The sequence below is a fragment of the Tsukamurella strandjordii genome (genome assembly GCF_039525985.1).
Classification (GTDB): Bacteria; Actinomycetota; Actinomycetes; order Mycobacteriales; family Mycobacteriaceae; genus Tsukamurella; species Tsukamurella strandjordii.
The window spans coordinates 105,941-119,595 of record NZ_BAAAII010000005.1; the positions used below are offsets into that span (position 1 = coordinate 105,941).

Here is a 13,655-nt window from a genome sequence, read left to right on the forward strand (position 1 = left end):
TTGGTTCGTGGTCGGGTCAGATGAGGCCGACGATCCCCGTGGCCCACTCGACGGCCTTCTCGTTGGCGTCGTCGGTGCCGGAGTTGTCGTGCTCGAAGCGCTCGCCCACCTGCGTGGCGCCGAGGTCGGTGAGGTGCTTGACCACGGTCTTGCCACCGAAGTTGTAGGTGTCGACATAGATCGAATCGCCCAGGCCGAAGACGGCGAACCGCAGGCCGGTCAGATCGGGGGCGGCCTCGACGAGGTCCTCGAAGAACTCCGTGGTTCCGGCGGGCAACTCGCCGTCGCCGTACGTGGCGCACGAGAAGACGTGGAAGTCCGCGGGGTCCAGCGCGTCGATCTCGCCGTCCATCATGTCGTGGACCTCGACGGAGCCGGTGCCAGCGAAAACGTCGTACATGGCGTTCGCGGCGCCCTCGGCGGTTCCCGTCGACGAGCCGTAGAAGATGTGAACAGACATGCCGAATAGTTTAAGGCACCCTAATCGCGGGACCGTGCAGGGCACCGGGTCCGGGCCTGTCTAGGCTGGTCGCATGCCCTTCGCCGTGGCGCCCGACGGGGCCCGACTGTCCTACACCGTGCACACCGCGACCCCGGAGGCGACCGGCCCGGGACTGTTGCTCATCGCCGGGCAGGCGCTGGGCGCCCGGTCCTGGGCGCCGCTCGTCGACTCCCTCCGCGCCGCCGGCCCCGTCGTCGTCTTCGACCACCGGGGCGTGGGGGAGAGCGACGACCGGTTCCCCCGCGGCTGGAGCACCCGGGACTGCGCCGCCGACGCGCTCGCCGTGCTCGACACCGCACGCGCCGACGGGGCGATCGGCCAGCGGGCGGACGTCTACGGTTTCTCGATGGGCGGCCGCGCCGCCCAGTGGCTCGCCGCGGACCATCCCGACCGCGTGCGCCGGCTGATCCTCGGCGCCACCAGCGTGGGCGACCGGCACGGGCTGGCCCGCCCCGACGAGGTCCTGCGCATCCTCGTCCGCTCCGACCGGCAGGCGCTCCTCGAACTGTTTTTCACCCCCGACTGGCTGCCCGCGCACCCGGAGGCCGCCGAGGCGATCACCGCGGCGCCCCGCTCACTGCCCGCGCAGCGCTCCCACTTCGCGGCGAGCACCGATCACGACGCCGCCGCGGCGCTCCCGCTGATCGTGGCGCCCACACTCGTCCTCACGGGCGCCGACGACCGGATGTGCCTCGCGGGCAACGCGGCGATCCTGCGCGATCGCATCAGTGGGGCCGCGCTGCGCTCCTATCCGGGGATGCGGCACGGCTACCACCTGCAGGAGCCGCGGGCCACCGCGGACGCACTGGACTTCCTCACCGCGCCGTGAACGATCGCACCCACTGACCGGCTGTTACCGTCCGTGCATGGCGGACTTCGGCAGCTTCCAGGACGGCATCTACGCGGAGGGGCTGCTCGCGAAGCACCGCCGCTTCCCCTACACCTTCACCGACCTCGAAGAACGCGCGCGGCAGGTGCTCGACCACGCCACCTTCGACTACGTCCGCGGCGGCGCCGGTGACGAGAGCACCCAGGACCTCAACGTCACCGAACTGCGCCGGTACGGATTCGTGCCCCGGATGCTGCGCGATCGCAGCGAGCGCGACCTGTCCACCACCTTCCTCGGCCGGACACTCGACGCCCCGATCGTGCTGTGCCCCGTCGGCGTCAACGGACTCGTCCACGAGGGCGGCGATCTCGAGGTGGCCCGCGCCGCGAAGGCGCTCGGAGTGGCCGCGATGTACTCCACGCTGTCCGAGGCACCGCTCGAGGAGATCGCCGACGCCCGCGGTGATTCCTTCGCGGCCTTCCAGCTGTACCCGACGAAGGACGATCAGCTCACCGACAACCTGGTGCGCCGCGCCGGCGCCGCCGGATTCGACGCGATCACCATCACCCTGGACACCGGCTCGCTCGGGTGGCGGCCCCGCGACCTCGGCAACGGCTACATCCCGTTCCTGCGCGGCCGGTGCCTGGCGAACTACCTCACCGATCCGCGGTTCCTGGAGATCTGCGGCACCGACACCCCGCCGCCGCTGCACGCCGGGATCGTCTGGTCGTCGCTGTTCAGCAAGCCCACCTTCTCCTGGGACGATGTGGCCCGCATCCGACGGCTGACCGACCTGCCGATCATCCTCAAGGGCATCTGCCACACCGAGGACGCCCGCCGCGCCGCGGCCGAGGGCATCGACGCGATCGCCTGCTCCAATCACGGCGGCCGCCAGGCCAACGGCGGGCTGCCCGCGATCAGTCACCTCGAGGGAGTACTCGACGCGGGACTGCCCGTCACCTTCGACAGCGGCATCCGCGACGGCGTCGACATCCTGCGCGTCGTGGGCCTCGGCGCCACCCTTGCCGGCATCGGGCGGCCCTACGTGTACGGCCTGACGATCGGCGGCGCCGCCGGCGTCGAGCACGTGATCCGCTCGCTGCTGGCCGAAGCCGACCTCACCATGGCGGCCGACTGCCTGACCACGCTCGCCGACCTCGCAGTGGTCCGGCGTTGACCGAGCCCGGCCCACGGTTCGACTGGTTCGGCTTCGAGGACGCCGTCTGCGCCGAGCTGCGAACCGCGGCGCGGGCGCTGGGGTACCAGGCCGACGGTGAGCTGCCCTACGCCTACGCGCTCACCGCCTTCCACGCCGAGACCGGCGGCGAGATCCATCTGCCCCACCCGGCGCTCGGCACCGTCGAATCCGTGCCGCCGGAACGGCTGTGGGAGCCGCAGGGATGGCCCCGGTCCGATGAGTCGTGGGCTCGGCGTCCGCCGCTGGACGCGTGGCAGGACCGGCTGTGCGATGCGGTCGAGGGCCTCGACGAGGCCGACTGGGACGCCGCGTACGCCCGCTACGGGCACGCCCTGGTGGCGGCGATGCGGCGCGCGAAGGCCGAGCTCATCGCCGAGGGCGTGCTGCCCTCGCGCACCGTGTGCCTGCTCGACGACGAGGACGGCGTGCTCGCGGCACGATCGGCGTCCGAGCAGGAGCTTCGCGGGTACTGGCGGGCCCGCGTCCAGTAGCGTCTTTGCAATGACCTTTTCGACACTGGCGCTGGTCACCGCCCTGGGGCTGCTCGGTCCCGTGCTCGCGGCCCGCAAATCCTGGCACCTGCCGCTCATCCTGGGGCCGATGCTGGCCGGCGTGGTCTTCGGCGCCACGGGATTCCGGGTGCTGGACTCCACCGAGCCCACCTTCGCCTTCCTCGCCGACATCGGCTTCGCCCTGGTGATGTTCGTGGCCGGCACCCACGTGCCCGTGCGCGACCCCGCGGTCCGCTCGGCGCTGGGTGCGGGCGCGGCCCGGGCCGCCGCGGTCGGCGTGATCGCCGCGGTCCTGGGTACCGCCCTCGCCGCGGCCTTCGGCACCGGCCACGCCGCGCTGTACGCCGTGCTGATGGCCTCCTCCTCGGCCGCGGTGGTGCTGCCGATCATCAACTCCAATCACCTGACCGGTAAGCCGGTGCTCGCGCTCACCGCGCAGGTGGCGATCGCGGATACCGTCTGCGTGGTCGCCCTGCCCCTGGTGATCGACCCGCCGACCGCGGGCCGCGCCGCGCTCGGGGCGCTCGCGGTGGGCGTGGCGGCGTTCGTCATGTTCCTGATCCTGCGGTGGTCCGAGAACAATGGCGTGCGCGATCGTCTGGAGGCCTTCTCCGCGGAGCGGGAATTCGCGTTGCAGCTGCGGATCAGCCTGGTGGCGCTCTTCATCCTGGCGGCGATCGCCACCACGATGCACGTCTCGGTGATGCTGGCGGGCTTCGCGCTCGGACTCGCGGTGGCCGCCGTGGGGGAGCCGCGGCGGATGGCGGCGCAGCTGTTCGCCATCGAGGAGGGCTTCTTCGCGCCCCTGTTCTTCGTCTGGCTCGGCGCCCGGGTGAACCTGCGCGATCTGGTGGAGAATCCGAAGTTCATCCTGCTGGGCCTGGCCCTCGGCTTCGGTGCGATCGCCGCGCACGTGGCCATGCGCGCCGTCGGCCTGCCGATCCCGCTGGGAGTGCTGGCCGCCGCCCAGATCGGGGTTCCGGTGGCCGCGGTCACCGTCGGCGAGCAGCTCGGGCTGTTCGCCGCGGGCGAGGGATCGGCACTGATCCTGGGCGCGCTGGTCACCATCGGTGGCGCGGCGATCGCCGCGGGCCGCGCCGCTACTTCGGCGCCTTCAGGGCCTCCTCCGTCTGCGTCAACGTCGCCCGGAGCTGCTCCGGGCTCTCCGTCCTGAACACCGCCGCTTCACCGGCGTCGGCGACCACGGCCCGGTGCACCCGGTCGTCGTGGTAGATCGCCGCCAGGCGCGTGTAATCGGCGATCCGCGGATCGTTCTCGCGGGCGGCGAAGATGTTCACGTACTGCGCCAGGTCGGGCCGGTTCGGATCGTCGGTGTAGATCGAATCCTTGGTGGTCAGGCCCAGTTTGGTGGCGAAGGTGTCGTCCACGAAGCCCGCGTCCAGGCTGTCGAGGGCGGGGCCGATCTGCGTCGGGTCCAAGGTCACGAGCTTGACCTTCGAGCGCTCCCGGTCCACATCGGCCAGGGTCGACTTCCACGTGCCGGCGCCGTCCCGGAAGGTCACCAGACCCGCCGCCTTGAGGCTGAGCAGCGGCCGGATCTGATTCGCCGGATTGTCCGACAGTCCCACGCTGGCGCCCGCGGGCAGCGCGTCGATCGACCGGTACTTCTTCGAGTACAGCTGGAGCGGGTAGATCTGCGTGGCTCCCACCGGCGTGAGCCGGACGGTGTTCTTGGTGTTGTAGGCCGCCAGGTACCGCACGTGTTGGAACTGGTTCAGGTCGATCGACGAATCGGCGAGCGCGGGATTCGGCGCGTTGTAGTCCGAGAAGGAGACCAGCTTCACGGCGAACCCCTTCTCCTTCGCGAGATCGGTGAACACCTTCCAGTGCGGTTTGCCGATGTCGACCACGCCGAGTTTGATCTCGTTCGCCGGCTCGGTCGACGAGCAGGCGGTAGCGGTGAGGGTGAGCAGGACGACGACGGCGGCGAGGATGCGTTTCACGTCCACTGAGTCTTCCGGGACCGCGGGCGGCCCGGAAGTGTTGCCCTCACCGCGTTCCGAATCGGGGTTCCGAATCGAGCGCTGCGCGTGGGTGATCAGCCGCGGGCGACGACCTCGTCCACGAGGGCCTTGGCACCGAGCAGGGACAGCGCGCGGTTGTGCCGGCGGAGCTCGCGGATGGCGCGCACGGGCGTCTCGGACGCGGAGACCTCGGCATCGCGCAGGGTGAGGACCGCCCACTCGTAGCCGCGCAGCCGCGCGGCGGTGGCCGAACCGCCGAAGACGTGCTCCAGGTTCTCCGATGCCGACTCCGCGCCGCGGAGGGCGGAGGTCAATTGCGTCAGCAGGCCGGCGAACAGGGACATGACTCCGACACTACCGACGCGGGCCGCTCCGGGGGAAGGCGTAATCGACGACCACCGGCGCGTGATCGGAGAGGCGTTCGTCCGGCGACGGCTCCTTGTCGACGGTCACGGACACCGCGGAGGCGGCGAGACCGGGGGAGGCGAGGTGGTGATCGATCCGCCAGCCCACGTCCTTGGTGAACGATGCACCCGCCCAGCTCCACCACGACAGCGGCCCGGGCCGGTCGCCGTGCAGGCGCCGTACCACGTCGACCAGGGTGCGCGGGCCGAGCTGCTGCCCCAGCCAGGCGCGCTCCTCGGGCAGGAAGCCCTCCATCTTCTGCGCCGGACGCCAATTGGTCACATCGTGCGGCAGGTGCGCCACGTTGAGGTCGCCCAGCAGCACGAACTCACGCCCCGCGGCGCGGGCGGCGCGGCGATTGCGGTCCAGCTCGCGCGCGAAGGACGCGAGGAACCGCATCTTGCGCTGGTACTTCGCGCCGTCGTCCGGCACGTCGCGGATGTTCCCCGGTCGCTGCAAGTGCGCGGGCAGGCCGCCCTTCGGCAGGTAGAGGCAGGCCACCGTCAGGGGTGCATCGGCGAGATCCACCTCGATGTACCGGCCCTCGTGCGCGTACGCCCCGAGTCCCCGGGCGCGCGGCGGGTGGGTCGCCCAGCTTCGCACCGCGGCCGCGGGTGCGCGGGTCAGGATCGCCACGCCGTTGCGCCCCGGGATCGAACCGCAGTCCACCGCCGCGTGGAAGCCGGGGAACTCGCCCACCGCGTCGGGCGGGCAGCGCAGTTCCTGCAGCGCCACCACATCGGCGCCGCGCCCGGCGAGCCAGGCGTCGAAGCCGCGCCGTCGCGCCGCCCGGATCCCGTTGACGTTGAACGTGGCGACGGTCAGCGTCCCGTCGTCGGTGTTCAGGGCTCGGTGACGGTGCTCGACGGGTCGATGAGGATCTTCGCGTGCGTCTCGGGGTCGCCGAGGGCGTCGAAGGCCGTGGCCACGCCGTCGAGGCCGACGGTGCCGGTGATCAGCGGCTTCACGTCCACCTTGCCGTTCGCCATCATCTGCAGCGTGTCGTGGAACTCGCCCGGGTCGTAGCCGAAGACGAAGCGCAGATCGATCTCCTTGTTGCCCGCCATGGCCGGCTGGAAGGTATCGGGCTCCATGCACACGCCCACCACCACCACGCGCGACCGCAGCGGGGCGGAATTGACCAGCTGGTCGATCATGCCGGGGATGCCGACGCACTCGAAGACGACCGGTCCGGCCGGGGTCTCACCGAACTTCTCCGCGAACCGGAAGACGTGCCACCACGGCACCGGCCCGGGGACCAGGCGCAGCTTGTTCATCGTGTCCACGCCGAGATCGAGCAGGTCCGAGACCGACCGCAGCTCGTTGCGGCCCGGCTCGTAGGCGTCCCAGGGCTGTTCGGTGCGCGGGTCGACCACCACGTGGGCGCCCATCTTCTTCGCCAGTGCGCGGCGGCCGGGCGAGAAGTCGCTCGCCACGATCTTCTTCACGCCGGAGGCTCGGAGCATCGCGATCACCGCGAGACCGATGGGGCCGCACCCGATCACGATCGCGGTCTGCCCACGGCCCACCTCGGCGCGGCGCACCGCGTGCCAGGCGACGGCCATCGGCTCGGTGAGGGCTGCCTCCTCATCGGAGAGCTTCGCCGGGACCTCCATGGCCATCGACTCCTGCACGAGGACCTGCTCGGCGTACGAACCGGGCGCCCGCTCGGACAGCCCCACGAGCTGGGGTTCGCTGCCGACCTTGATGGTGGGCAGCGCGACGATGCGGGTGCCCACGGCCCAGCGCTTGCGGCACCCGGGACCGTACTCGGCGACGGTGCCAACGAACTCGTGGCCGAGCACGACGCGCTGGTTCATCCGCATGAGATCGGGGTAGCCGGCACGATCCGCGAGATCGGCGACCAGGTCTGCGTGGTGCCGTGCGTGCAGATCGGAGCCGCAGATCCCGGTGCGGGTGACGTTGAGCAACACCTGCCCGCGCGCGGGGCTCGGGGCGGGCAGCTCCTCGACGGTGAGCCGACCCTCGGTGCAGACGACAGCTTTCATGAACCCACTGTATCCGTCGGTCCGACAGGCCCACCGGGCCCATGGCGGCCCACCGGGCCCCGTTCGACCACGCCCACGGCTCCCGCTGAGCCGGAACCTGGGCGGCCGGGGAGGGGACCTGGTTCGATGAGCAGGTGAGCGCATCGGAAGAGTCCCGCATCGTCACCGCCTCCCGCGATATCGCGGCCGCGGCGGACGTCCTGTTCGAGTTCATCGCCGATCCGGCCCGCCAGCCCGAATGGGACGGGAACGACAACCTCGCCGAGTCGGCCCCCGGCCATCGGGTGCGGGCGGCCGGTGACGTCTTCGAGACCCTCCTGACGAACGGGCAGGTGCGGGCGAATCACGTCGTCGAGTTCGAGGAGGGACGTCGGATCGCCTGGCGCCCTTCGCCGGTGGGGGAGCAGCCGCCCGGTCATCTGTGGCGGTACGAGCTGGCGCCGCTCGGCGACGGCGGTACCCGGGTCACCCACACCTACGACTGGACCGACCTGCACGACGAGCAGCGGCTGCCGCGGGCCCGGGCCACCACCCCGGACCGGCTCGCATCCTCGCTCGAACGACTGGCCGCGGTCACCGAACAGCGGTGACGGACCTACGCCGCAGCCTGGGGCTCGGCGATGCGGTCTCCGTCGGCCTGTCGGCGATGATCGGTGCCGGTGTCTTCGCGGTCTTCGGTCCCGCCGCGGCCGCCGCCGGATCGGCGCTCCTGGTCGGCTTGGCACTGGCTGCGGCCCTGGCCTACTGCAACGCCAGCAGTTCGGCGCGGCTGGCGGTGGTGTACCCCAGCTCCGGCGGCGCGTACGTCTACGGCCGCGAACGGCTCGGAGCCTTCTGGGGGCACCTGGCAGGGTGGAGCTTCGTCGTCGGCAAGACGGCGTCGTGCGCCGCCATGGCCCTCACGGTCGGGTACTACGCGTGGCCCGCGCACGCACATCCCGTCGCCGCGGGGACCGCGGCGGCGCTGACCGCACTCAATCTGGCGGGTGTCGAGCGTTCGGCGCGGGTCGCGCGCGTCGTGGTCGCCGTGGTGGTGGCCGTCCTGGTCGGGCTGGCCGTCGCGGCCATCACGTCCGAGGCGGCCGATCCGGCTCGGTTGTTCGACGGTGCCGCCGGTGGCCCGTTCGGGGTGTTGCAGGCGGCCGGCCTGCTGTTCTTCGCCTTCGCCGGCTATGCGCGGATCGCGACGCTCGCCGAGGAGGTGCGCGATCCGTCCCGCACACTGCCGCGGGCGATCTTCCTGGCCCTCGCGATCGCGCTCACGGTGTACGCACTGGTCGCGGTGGCGCTGCTCGCGGTGCTGGGCGCCGGCGGTCTCGCCTGGTCGCCCGCCCCACTCGCCGATGCCGCCACCGCGGCGGGTCTGCCCGGCGCCGTTGCGGTGGTGCGCGTGACCGCCGGCGTCGCGGCGATCGGAGCGCTGCTCGCCCTGCTGCTCGGGGTCTCCCGGACCGTGGTCGCGATGTCCCGCGACGGCCATCTGCCGCGCGGACTGGCCGTCGTGGACGCGCGCCGGGGTGTGCCCGTGCGTGCCGAACTGGTCGTGGGTGTCGTTGTGGTGATCGCCTCCGCCACGCTGGATCCGGGGTCGGCGATCGGGTTCTCGTCGTTCGCGGTGCTGGCGTACTACGCGGTCGCCAATGCTGCGGCCTGGACGCTCGACGCCCGCCCGCGGTCGCGGGTGGTGCCCGCGGTGGGAACAGTGGGCTGTGTGCTCGTGGCGTTGTCGCTGCCGGCCACCGCGGTATCGGTGGGACTACTGGTGCTGGCGGCCGGCGCCGTGGCCTACGCGGTCACCCGCTGATCACCGCGGTCACCCGGTGATCAGCAGCCCGTCTGCGTGAGCGCCTTGAGCCACCCCGCGGTCTGGTAAGCCCAGCCGTACACGGTGGCGCCGAGCGCTCTGCGCTCGGGGAAGTCGGTCATCTGCAGCGTCGCGACTGAGCAGCGTTCGAGGATGAATCGCGCGCGTTCCACGTGGGCGGTGGTGGTCACCACGATCACGCTCCGCCAGTTCCGTTCGGCGGCAAGCCGATTGAGTTCCTGTGCCTCGCCGCGAGTGGTCCAGGGCACGGGCAGGAAACAGGTCACGCTCACATCGCGGATGGGCCGATCGCACAGTTCCTGCATCGTGGAGTCCGCGGCGCCCACCGAATTCGACAGGACGACCTGGGGAGCCAGCCCGCGGGAGGCCAGCTCGAGGCCGTACTCGAAACGATCGTAGGGATTGCCGCCCAGGACCACGATGGCGTCGGCCCGGGCGAGCTGATCGGCGGTCCGTGGGGCGACGTACGCACGATCGACCATCGTGGCCACGAGTGCGAGTACCACGACGACCACGGCCGCGACGATCGCACCGCGTCGGCTCAGTCGGCCGCTCCTCACCGGTTTACCCACGACAGAAGTATCTCCGCGGCGGCCACGACACGCGGAGCCGGGTGGTCACTCGGCGTGCGACGGTCGCTCAGAGTTGCGCGTTCACCGCGCCGGGCCAGGTCGCACGCTCGAGGCCGTGCGTGGCGAGAAGGGCCAGCGCCACGCGCTCGATGCCGAAGCCCAGGCACGCACTGTGCGCCACCGCGCCGTCGACCGTGGTGATGCCGAACTGCGCGCCGAAATGGTCGCGGTGGTAGTTGCTCGACGCGACCGCCACGCCCGGCTGGTCGTCGCCGTAGATCCGCACCACGAGCTCCGTCTTGAGATCGTCCGCACGCTGATCGGCGGCCAGGGCCGCGCCACCACGGCCGAAGAACGGGTCCACGGCGGGGGTGCTCTCGACGGTGAGCCCCAGGTCGGTGAGCAGATCGGCGGCGCGAGCCACCCAGCTGTCGCGGTGCGCGATCGCCGCGCGTTCGGTGCCCACCCGGACGATCTCGTGCATCCGGAAGGTCTGCAGGCGCGTGGGGTCGGCCGACGGCTCGTTGCGGAAGCAGTAGCCGGAGACGTCGACCCAGGCGCCGTCGCGGGGGAGGGTGCCCGTGAGCGTGGGGAAGACGGGGTGGCACGCGGACGGCACCAGCGCCAGCTCGCTGGAGCGGAGGTAGCCGCCCCAGTCGTGGCCCGCCGCGCGACCGGCCAGGAGGAGGCGATGCTCGGCGTCGCCCCCGCTGTACGTGGCCACCGCACCCGATAGGTGCGGGAAGGAGGCGATGTAATCGGTGCTGTCGAGGATCTGTCGCGGCATCACCGGCGGGAAGGCCAGCACGGTGGCGGCTCCGCCGTGCACTTCGTGAATGGCGTCCGCGACGAGCGCGTCGACGGCGGTGACGAGCTTCTCGAATTCGGCGCCGCGGCCGTAGACGCCGTCGATGCCGGTGGGGACGAGGTGGCCAGCGTCGAACAGCGAGGTGCGGAACTGCTCGTGCAGCTCGTCCAGCGGGCTGATGCCGGACCCGCCGTGCTCGGCGATCTCTTCGGAATGGCGGGGTGCCGCGGTCAGAGTCATGTGCGTCGTCTTCCCAGGCCGGTGACTGTAACGCCACTCACGCTAGCAGGCCAACCGACACCGTGGAGCCGCACGGCTCGCGAATGCAAAGGTTGCGGGTCGGCGAGTCTCGGGCGTTCGATCGGGGAGATGTGTCGGCGAAGTTCACAACATGATGAGCAAATCTGGCTGCTATCAGCCCCGACCGGAAACGGCGCGCCGCTGATTCTGCTGCTCCGGCACCGCCCCGGTGAGCGCCGCGCATCACAATCGGCGAGAAATGTGATGTTCGCTATCGTGTCCCGATTCGCGATCGGGTTCCACGGCGAGTATTGGACAAGCAGACCTTCGCGACACCGGATCCGCCCGGGCTACGGTCGCGAAGTGTCCGGTGCCGCGGTCAGCGTCCCTTGCCGAAGACCACGGAGGCCACCGTGAGCAGCAGGATCTTGGTGTCCAGCCACAGGCTCCAGTTCTCGATGTAGAAGTTGTCGTAGGACGCGCGATCGCGGATGTCGGTATCGCCGCGCAAGCCGTGGATCGCGGCCCATCCGGTGAGGCCCGCGTGCACCCGGTGCCGCGACTGATAGGCGGGGATGTCCACGCGGAAGCGGTCGACGAAGTGCGGTCGCTCGGGCCGCGGACCCACCATCGACATATCGCCGCGCACCACGTTCCACAGTTGCGGCAACTCGTCGATCGAGTACCGGCGCAGGAAGGAGCCGAGCCCCTGGGCCCGGTCGGAGGACCAGTCCGCATCGGACACCTCGTCGGGCACGGGAGCCATGGTGCGGAACTTGTACAGCGTGAACAGGCGGCCGTCCTGGCCCACGCGGGTCTGCCGGAAGAGCACCGGTGCCGAGGGCTGCCCCAGCTTGATCGCGAGCGCGACAACCGCGAGGAGCGGCGAGAGCAGGAGAAGGCCGATCGAGGCGGTCGTCAGCGAGGTGATGCGCTTGACCCGCCAGTGGCTGGTGCGGAGCGCGAGCCGCCGCACCAGCACGAGCGGAATCGTGTGGATCCGGTCCATGTCCCGGTCCTGGTGCACGAACTCGTAGAGCCGCGGCACCACGTAGATCTCGCAGTCGAGCGTGTCGCACTCGCGCAGCGGCTCGACCAGAGTGGAATCCCGGTCCCGGGAGAAGGCCACGATCACCGTCTCGATGTCGCGCTCCTGGATCAGCCCGGCGAGATCGTGTCGCCGGGGGATCACCTCGGTGGGGAACACCATCGGGTCGAGCGGGTCGTCGTCCATCACCAGCACCGGGCGCAACCCGTACATCGGGTACTCGATCATCGAATGCACCAGTTCGCCGGCCACCTTGCCGCCACCGATCACCAGGGTGCGCGCACCGTCCTCCGGATGGGCGGCCCGCCGCTTGCGCACCACGGCGTAATAGGCGATCCGCAGGGCGAGCAGGCTCGCCCAACACATCAACACCTGCGGCACCAGGGGGTGGTCGTCGTCCCAGTGCAGGGTGATCGCGAGCGGGGCGAGCAGCCACCCCGCGATCACCAACTGCGGGAGAGTGTCGAGCGCGCTCAGCGTGATCCGCGCACGGTAGAGCCCGAACAGGTAGAACACGCCCACCGTCAGCGCCGTACCCAGAACCACCTTCGCAACGTGGGCCGACGGCGAATCGCCGGGGACGTAGGTGGAGCCGAGAAAACCCGCGACGGTCAGCGAATCGAGCATCGCGAGCGGCCAGGTGTGGCGACGCAGATGGCGGCCGCGAACGCCCCATCGTCCGTTCCCGCTCATGCACCCCCTCCACCGGCGACTGCTGTCGCAACACACCGAATATACCCACGACCCGCCGGTGCTCGTTGCGATCGTGGTGAGGCGGCCCTGACCTGGCCTTTGCCGAAACAGCATGAAATCTTGCCGAAATGTTCCCGGCGGGCGCACCGTGGAACCATGACGAACCACGAGCATGCGCACGGCCTGCCGGGAGACCGCGACTGGGCGACGATGACGGCCGAGCTGGAATCCGAGGCGGAGGTTTACCTCCCGTACGTCACGGCGGCCCTCGACGATCTCGATGCCCGGCGGTCGGGAGCAGGACCGTCGCGCATCCTCGACATCGGATCCGGCCCGGGCGTGTTCACCGCCGAGTTCGCGCGCCGGTACCCGCGGGCGCAGGTGACCGCGGTCGACGGATCGGCCGACCTGCTCGCGCACGCCGCGCGTCGCGCCGCGCAGGGAGGGCATCCGATCGACACGCTCCGGGTCGACTTCCCGGCCGGGTTCGCCGCGCTGCCGCAGGCCGATCTGATCTGGTCGGCGCAGACCCTGCACCACGTGGGAGACCAGGCGGCGGCCGTGGCCGCGCTCGCCGGGAGGCTGGCGCCGGGCGGAGTCCTCGCGATCGCCGAGGGTGGTCTGCCCACCCGCTACCTGCCCCGCGACATCGGCATCGGCCGCCCGGCCCTGCTCGATCGGCTCGACGCGCGGATCGCCGAGGGCTTCACCGCCATGCGTGCGGACCTCGACGATGCGGTCGAGCAACCCGAGGATTGGCCCGCCATCCTGCGCGCCGCCGGTCTGACTCAGGTGCGTGCCCGCACCTTCCTCGTGGACCGTCCCGCGCCGCTCGACGACGGTGCGCGGTCCGCGGTCGCCCGGATGCTGGGCCGCTATCTGCGGCTCGGTGACCGCCTCGACCCCTCCGATGCGCACACCCTGCACCGCCTGACCGACGCCGAGGACCCGGCCTCCGTCCTGCGCCGCGACGATGTCTTCGTGCTGGCTGCACGCACCGTGTACACGGGAATCGCAGGATAGGAGGGC

At 71.0% G+C, this 13,655-nt stretch carries 15 protein-coding genes; 7 read left to right on the top strand and 8 right to left on the bottom strand.

The features are described from left to right. Positions 1-16 precede the first annotated feature (16 nt). Entirely contained in the window at positions 17-460 is a 444-nt protein-coding gene (locus tag ABD108_RS09555; protein ID WP_220658714.1) for a flavodoxin family protein, read from the bottom strand. A 73-nt stretch (positions 461-533) separates the two neighbouring features. On the opposite strand from ABD108_RS09555, the gene ABD108_RS09560 reads away from it, so the two are divergent. The 4 genes from ABD108_RS09560 to ABD108_RS09575 are packed head-to-tail and all read left to right on the top strand — an operon-like array spanning position 534 to position 4,215. After that, entirely contained in the window at positions 534-1,331 is a 798-nt protein-coding gene (locus ABD108_RS09560) for an alpha/beta fold hydrolase (RefSeq protein ID WP_305110485.1), read from the top strand. A 37-nt stretch (positions 1,332-1,368) separates the two neighbouring features. Further along, on the top strand, positions 1,369-2,508 hold the full coding sequence (locus ABD108_RS09565; protein WP_343930137.1) for an alpha-hydroxy-acid oxidizing protein: 1,140 nt from the start codon (positions 1,369-1,371) through the stop codon (positions 2,506-2,508). Further along, positions 2,505-3,020 (top strand): hypothetical protein, encoded by a 516-nt coding sequence (locus ABD108_RS09570; protein WP_220658717.1) that lies wholly within the window; start codon positions 2,505-2,507, stop codon positions 3,018-3,020. The genes ABD108_RS09565 and ABD108_RS09570 overlap by 4 nt, the downstream gene beginning before the upstream one ends. A gap of 10 nt (positions 3,021-3,030) precedes the next feature. Further along, complete coding sequence (locus ABD108_RS09575; protein WP_220658718.1) at positions 3,031-4,215, top strand: cation:proton antiporter; 1,185 nt, start codon at positions 3,031-3,033, stop codon at positions 4,213-4,215. On the opposite strand, the gene ABD108_RS09580 is transcribed toward ABD108_RS09575, so the two are convergent. The 4 genes from ABD108_RS09580 to ABD108_RS09595 form a co-directional block, all read right to left on the bottom strand. Further along, positions 4,142-5,005, bottom strand: coding sequence for a MetQ/NlpA family ABC transporter substrate-binding protein (locus ABD108_RS09580; RefSeq protein ID WP_343930138.1), 864 nt, complete (start codon positions 5,003-5,005; stop codon positions 4,142-4,144). The two genes, ABD108_RS09575 and ABD108_RS09580, sit on opposite strands and share 74 nt — an antisense overlap. Positions 5,006-5,100: 95 nt before the next feature. Continuing rightward, a complete protein-coding gene (locus ABD108_RS09585; protein ID WP_343930139.1) occupies positions 5,101-5,370 on the bottom strand; it encodes a hypothetical protein in 270 nt (89 codons plus the stop codon). A gap of 10 nt (positions 5,371-5,380) precedes the next feature. After that, positions 5,381-6,256, bottom strand: a complete 876-nt coding sequence (locus ABD108_RS09590; RefSeq protein ID WP_343930333.1) for an exodeoxyribonuclease III — start codon at positions 6,254-6,256, stop codon at positions 5,381-5,383. Between the two features lie 17 nt (positions 6,257-6,273). Further along, a complete protein-coding gene (locus ABD108_RS09595; protein ID WP_343930140.1) occupies positions 6,274-7,440 on the bottom strand; it encodes a zinc-binding dehydrogenase in 1,167 nt (388 codons plus the stop codon). Between the two features lie 134 nt (positions 7,441-7,574). Here ABD108_RS09595 and ABD108_RS09600 point away from each other — a divergent pair, with 134 nt between their 5' ends. Together ABD108_RS09600 and ABD108_RS09605 are read left to right on the top strand one after the other, a co-directional pair. Next, positions 7,575-8,030, top strand: a complete 456-nt coding sequence (locus tag ABD108_RS09600) for an SRPBCC family protein (RefSeq protein ID WP_305110488.1) — start codon at positions 7,575-7,577, stop codon at positions 8,028-8,030. Next, positions 8,027-9,244, top strand: a complete 1,218-nt coding sequence (locus ABD108_RS09605) for an APC family permease (protein WP_343930141.1) — start codon at positions 8,027-8,029, stop codon at positions 9,242-9,244. Before ABD108_RS09600 ends, ABD108_RS09605 begins: the two co-directional genes overlap by 4 nt. A gap of 20 nt (positions 9,245-9,264) precedes the next feature. On the opposite strand, the gene ABD108_RS09610 is transcribed toward ABD108_RS09605, so the two are convergent. The 3 genes from ABD108_RS09610 to ABD108_RS09620 form a co-directional block, all read right to left on the bottom strand. After that, positions 9,265-9,837 (bottom strand): YdcF family protein, encoded by a 573-nt coding sequence (locus ABD108_RS09610; RefSeq protein WP_305110490.1) that lies wholly within the window; start codon positions 9,835-9,837, stop codon positions 9,265-9,267. 67 nt (positions 9,838-9,904) lie between these two features. Next, complete coding sequence (locus ABD108_RS09615; protein WP_220658724.1) at positions 9,905-10,885, bottom strand: amino acid--[acyl-carrier-protein] ligase; 981 nt, start codon at positions 10,883-10,885, stop codon at positions 9,905-9,907. Positions 10,886-11,264: 379 nt separating this feature from the next. Next, on the bottom strand, positions 11,265-12,626 hold the full coding sequence (locus ABD108_RS09620) for a sugar transferase (protein ID WP_220658725.1): 1,362 nt from the start codon (positions 12,624-12,626) through the stop codon (positions 11,265-11,267). Between the two features lie 156 nt (positions 12,627-12,782). On the opposite strand from ABD108_RS09620, the gene ABD108_RS09625 reads away from it, so the two are divergent. Further along, positions 12,783-13,649 (top strand): class I SAM-dependent methyltransferase, encoded by an 867-nt coding sequence (locus ABD108_RS09625; protein WP_343930142.1) that lies wholly within the window; start codon positions 12,783-12,785, stop codon positions 13,647-13,649. Positions 13,650-13,655 lie beyond the last annotated feature (6 nt).

Bases quoted from the DNA above. Each gene is read 5' to 3' on its own strand.
- ABD108_RS09595 (WP_343930140.1), bottom strand. From the start codon at position 7,440: ATGAAAGCTGTCGTCTGCACCGAGGGTCGGCTCACCGTCGAGGAGCTG.
- ABD108_RS09585 (WP_343930139.1), bottom strand. From the start codon at position 5,370: ATGTCCCTGTTCGCCGGCCTGCTGACGCAATTGACCTCCGCCCTCCGC.
- ABD108_RS09620 (WP_220658725.1), bottom strand. From the start codon at position 12,626: ATGAGCGGGAACGGACGATGGGGCGTTCGCGGCCGCCATCTGCGTCGC.
- ABD108_RS09560 (WP_305110485.1), top strand. From the start codon at position 534: ATGCCCTTCGCCGTGGCGCCCGACGGGGCCCGACTGTCCTACACCGTG.
- ABD108_RS09565 (WP_343930137.1), top strand. From the start codon at position 1,369: ATGGCGGACTTCGGCAGCTTCCAGGACGGCATCTACGCGGAGGGGCTG.
- ABD108_RS09555 (WP_220658714.1), bottom strand. From the start codon at position 460: ATGTCTGTTCACATCTTCTACGGCTCGTCGACGGGAACCGCCGAGGGC.
- ABD108_RS09625 (WP_343930142.1), top strand. From the start codon at position 12,783: ATGACGAACCACGAGCATGCGCACGGCCTGCCGGGAGACCGCGACTGG.
- ABD108_RS09575 (WP_220658718.1), top strand. From the start codon at position 3,031: ATGACCTTTTCGACACTGGCGCTGGTCACCGCCCTGGGGCTGCTCGGT.
- ABD108_RS09615 (WP_220658724.1), bottom strand. From the start codon at position 10,885: ATGACTCTGACCGCGGCACCCCGCCATTCCGAAGAGATCGCCGAGCAC.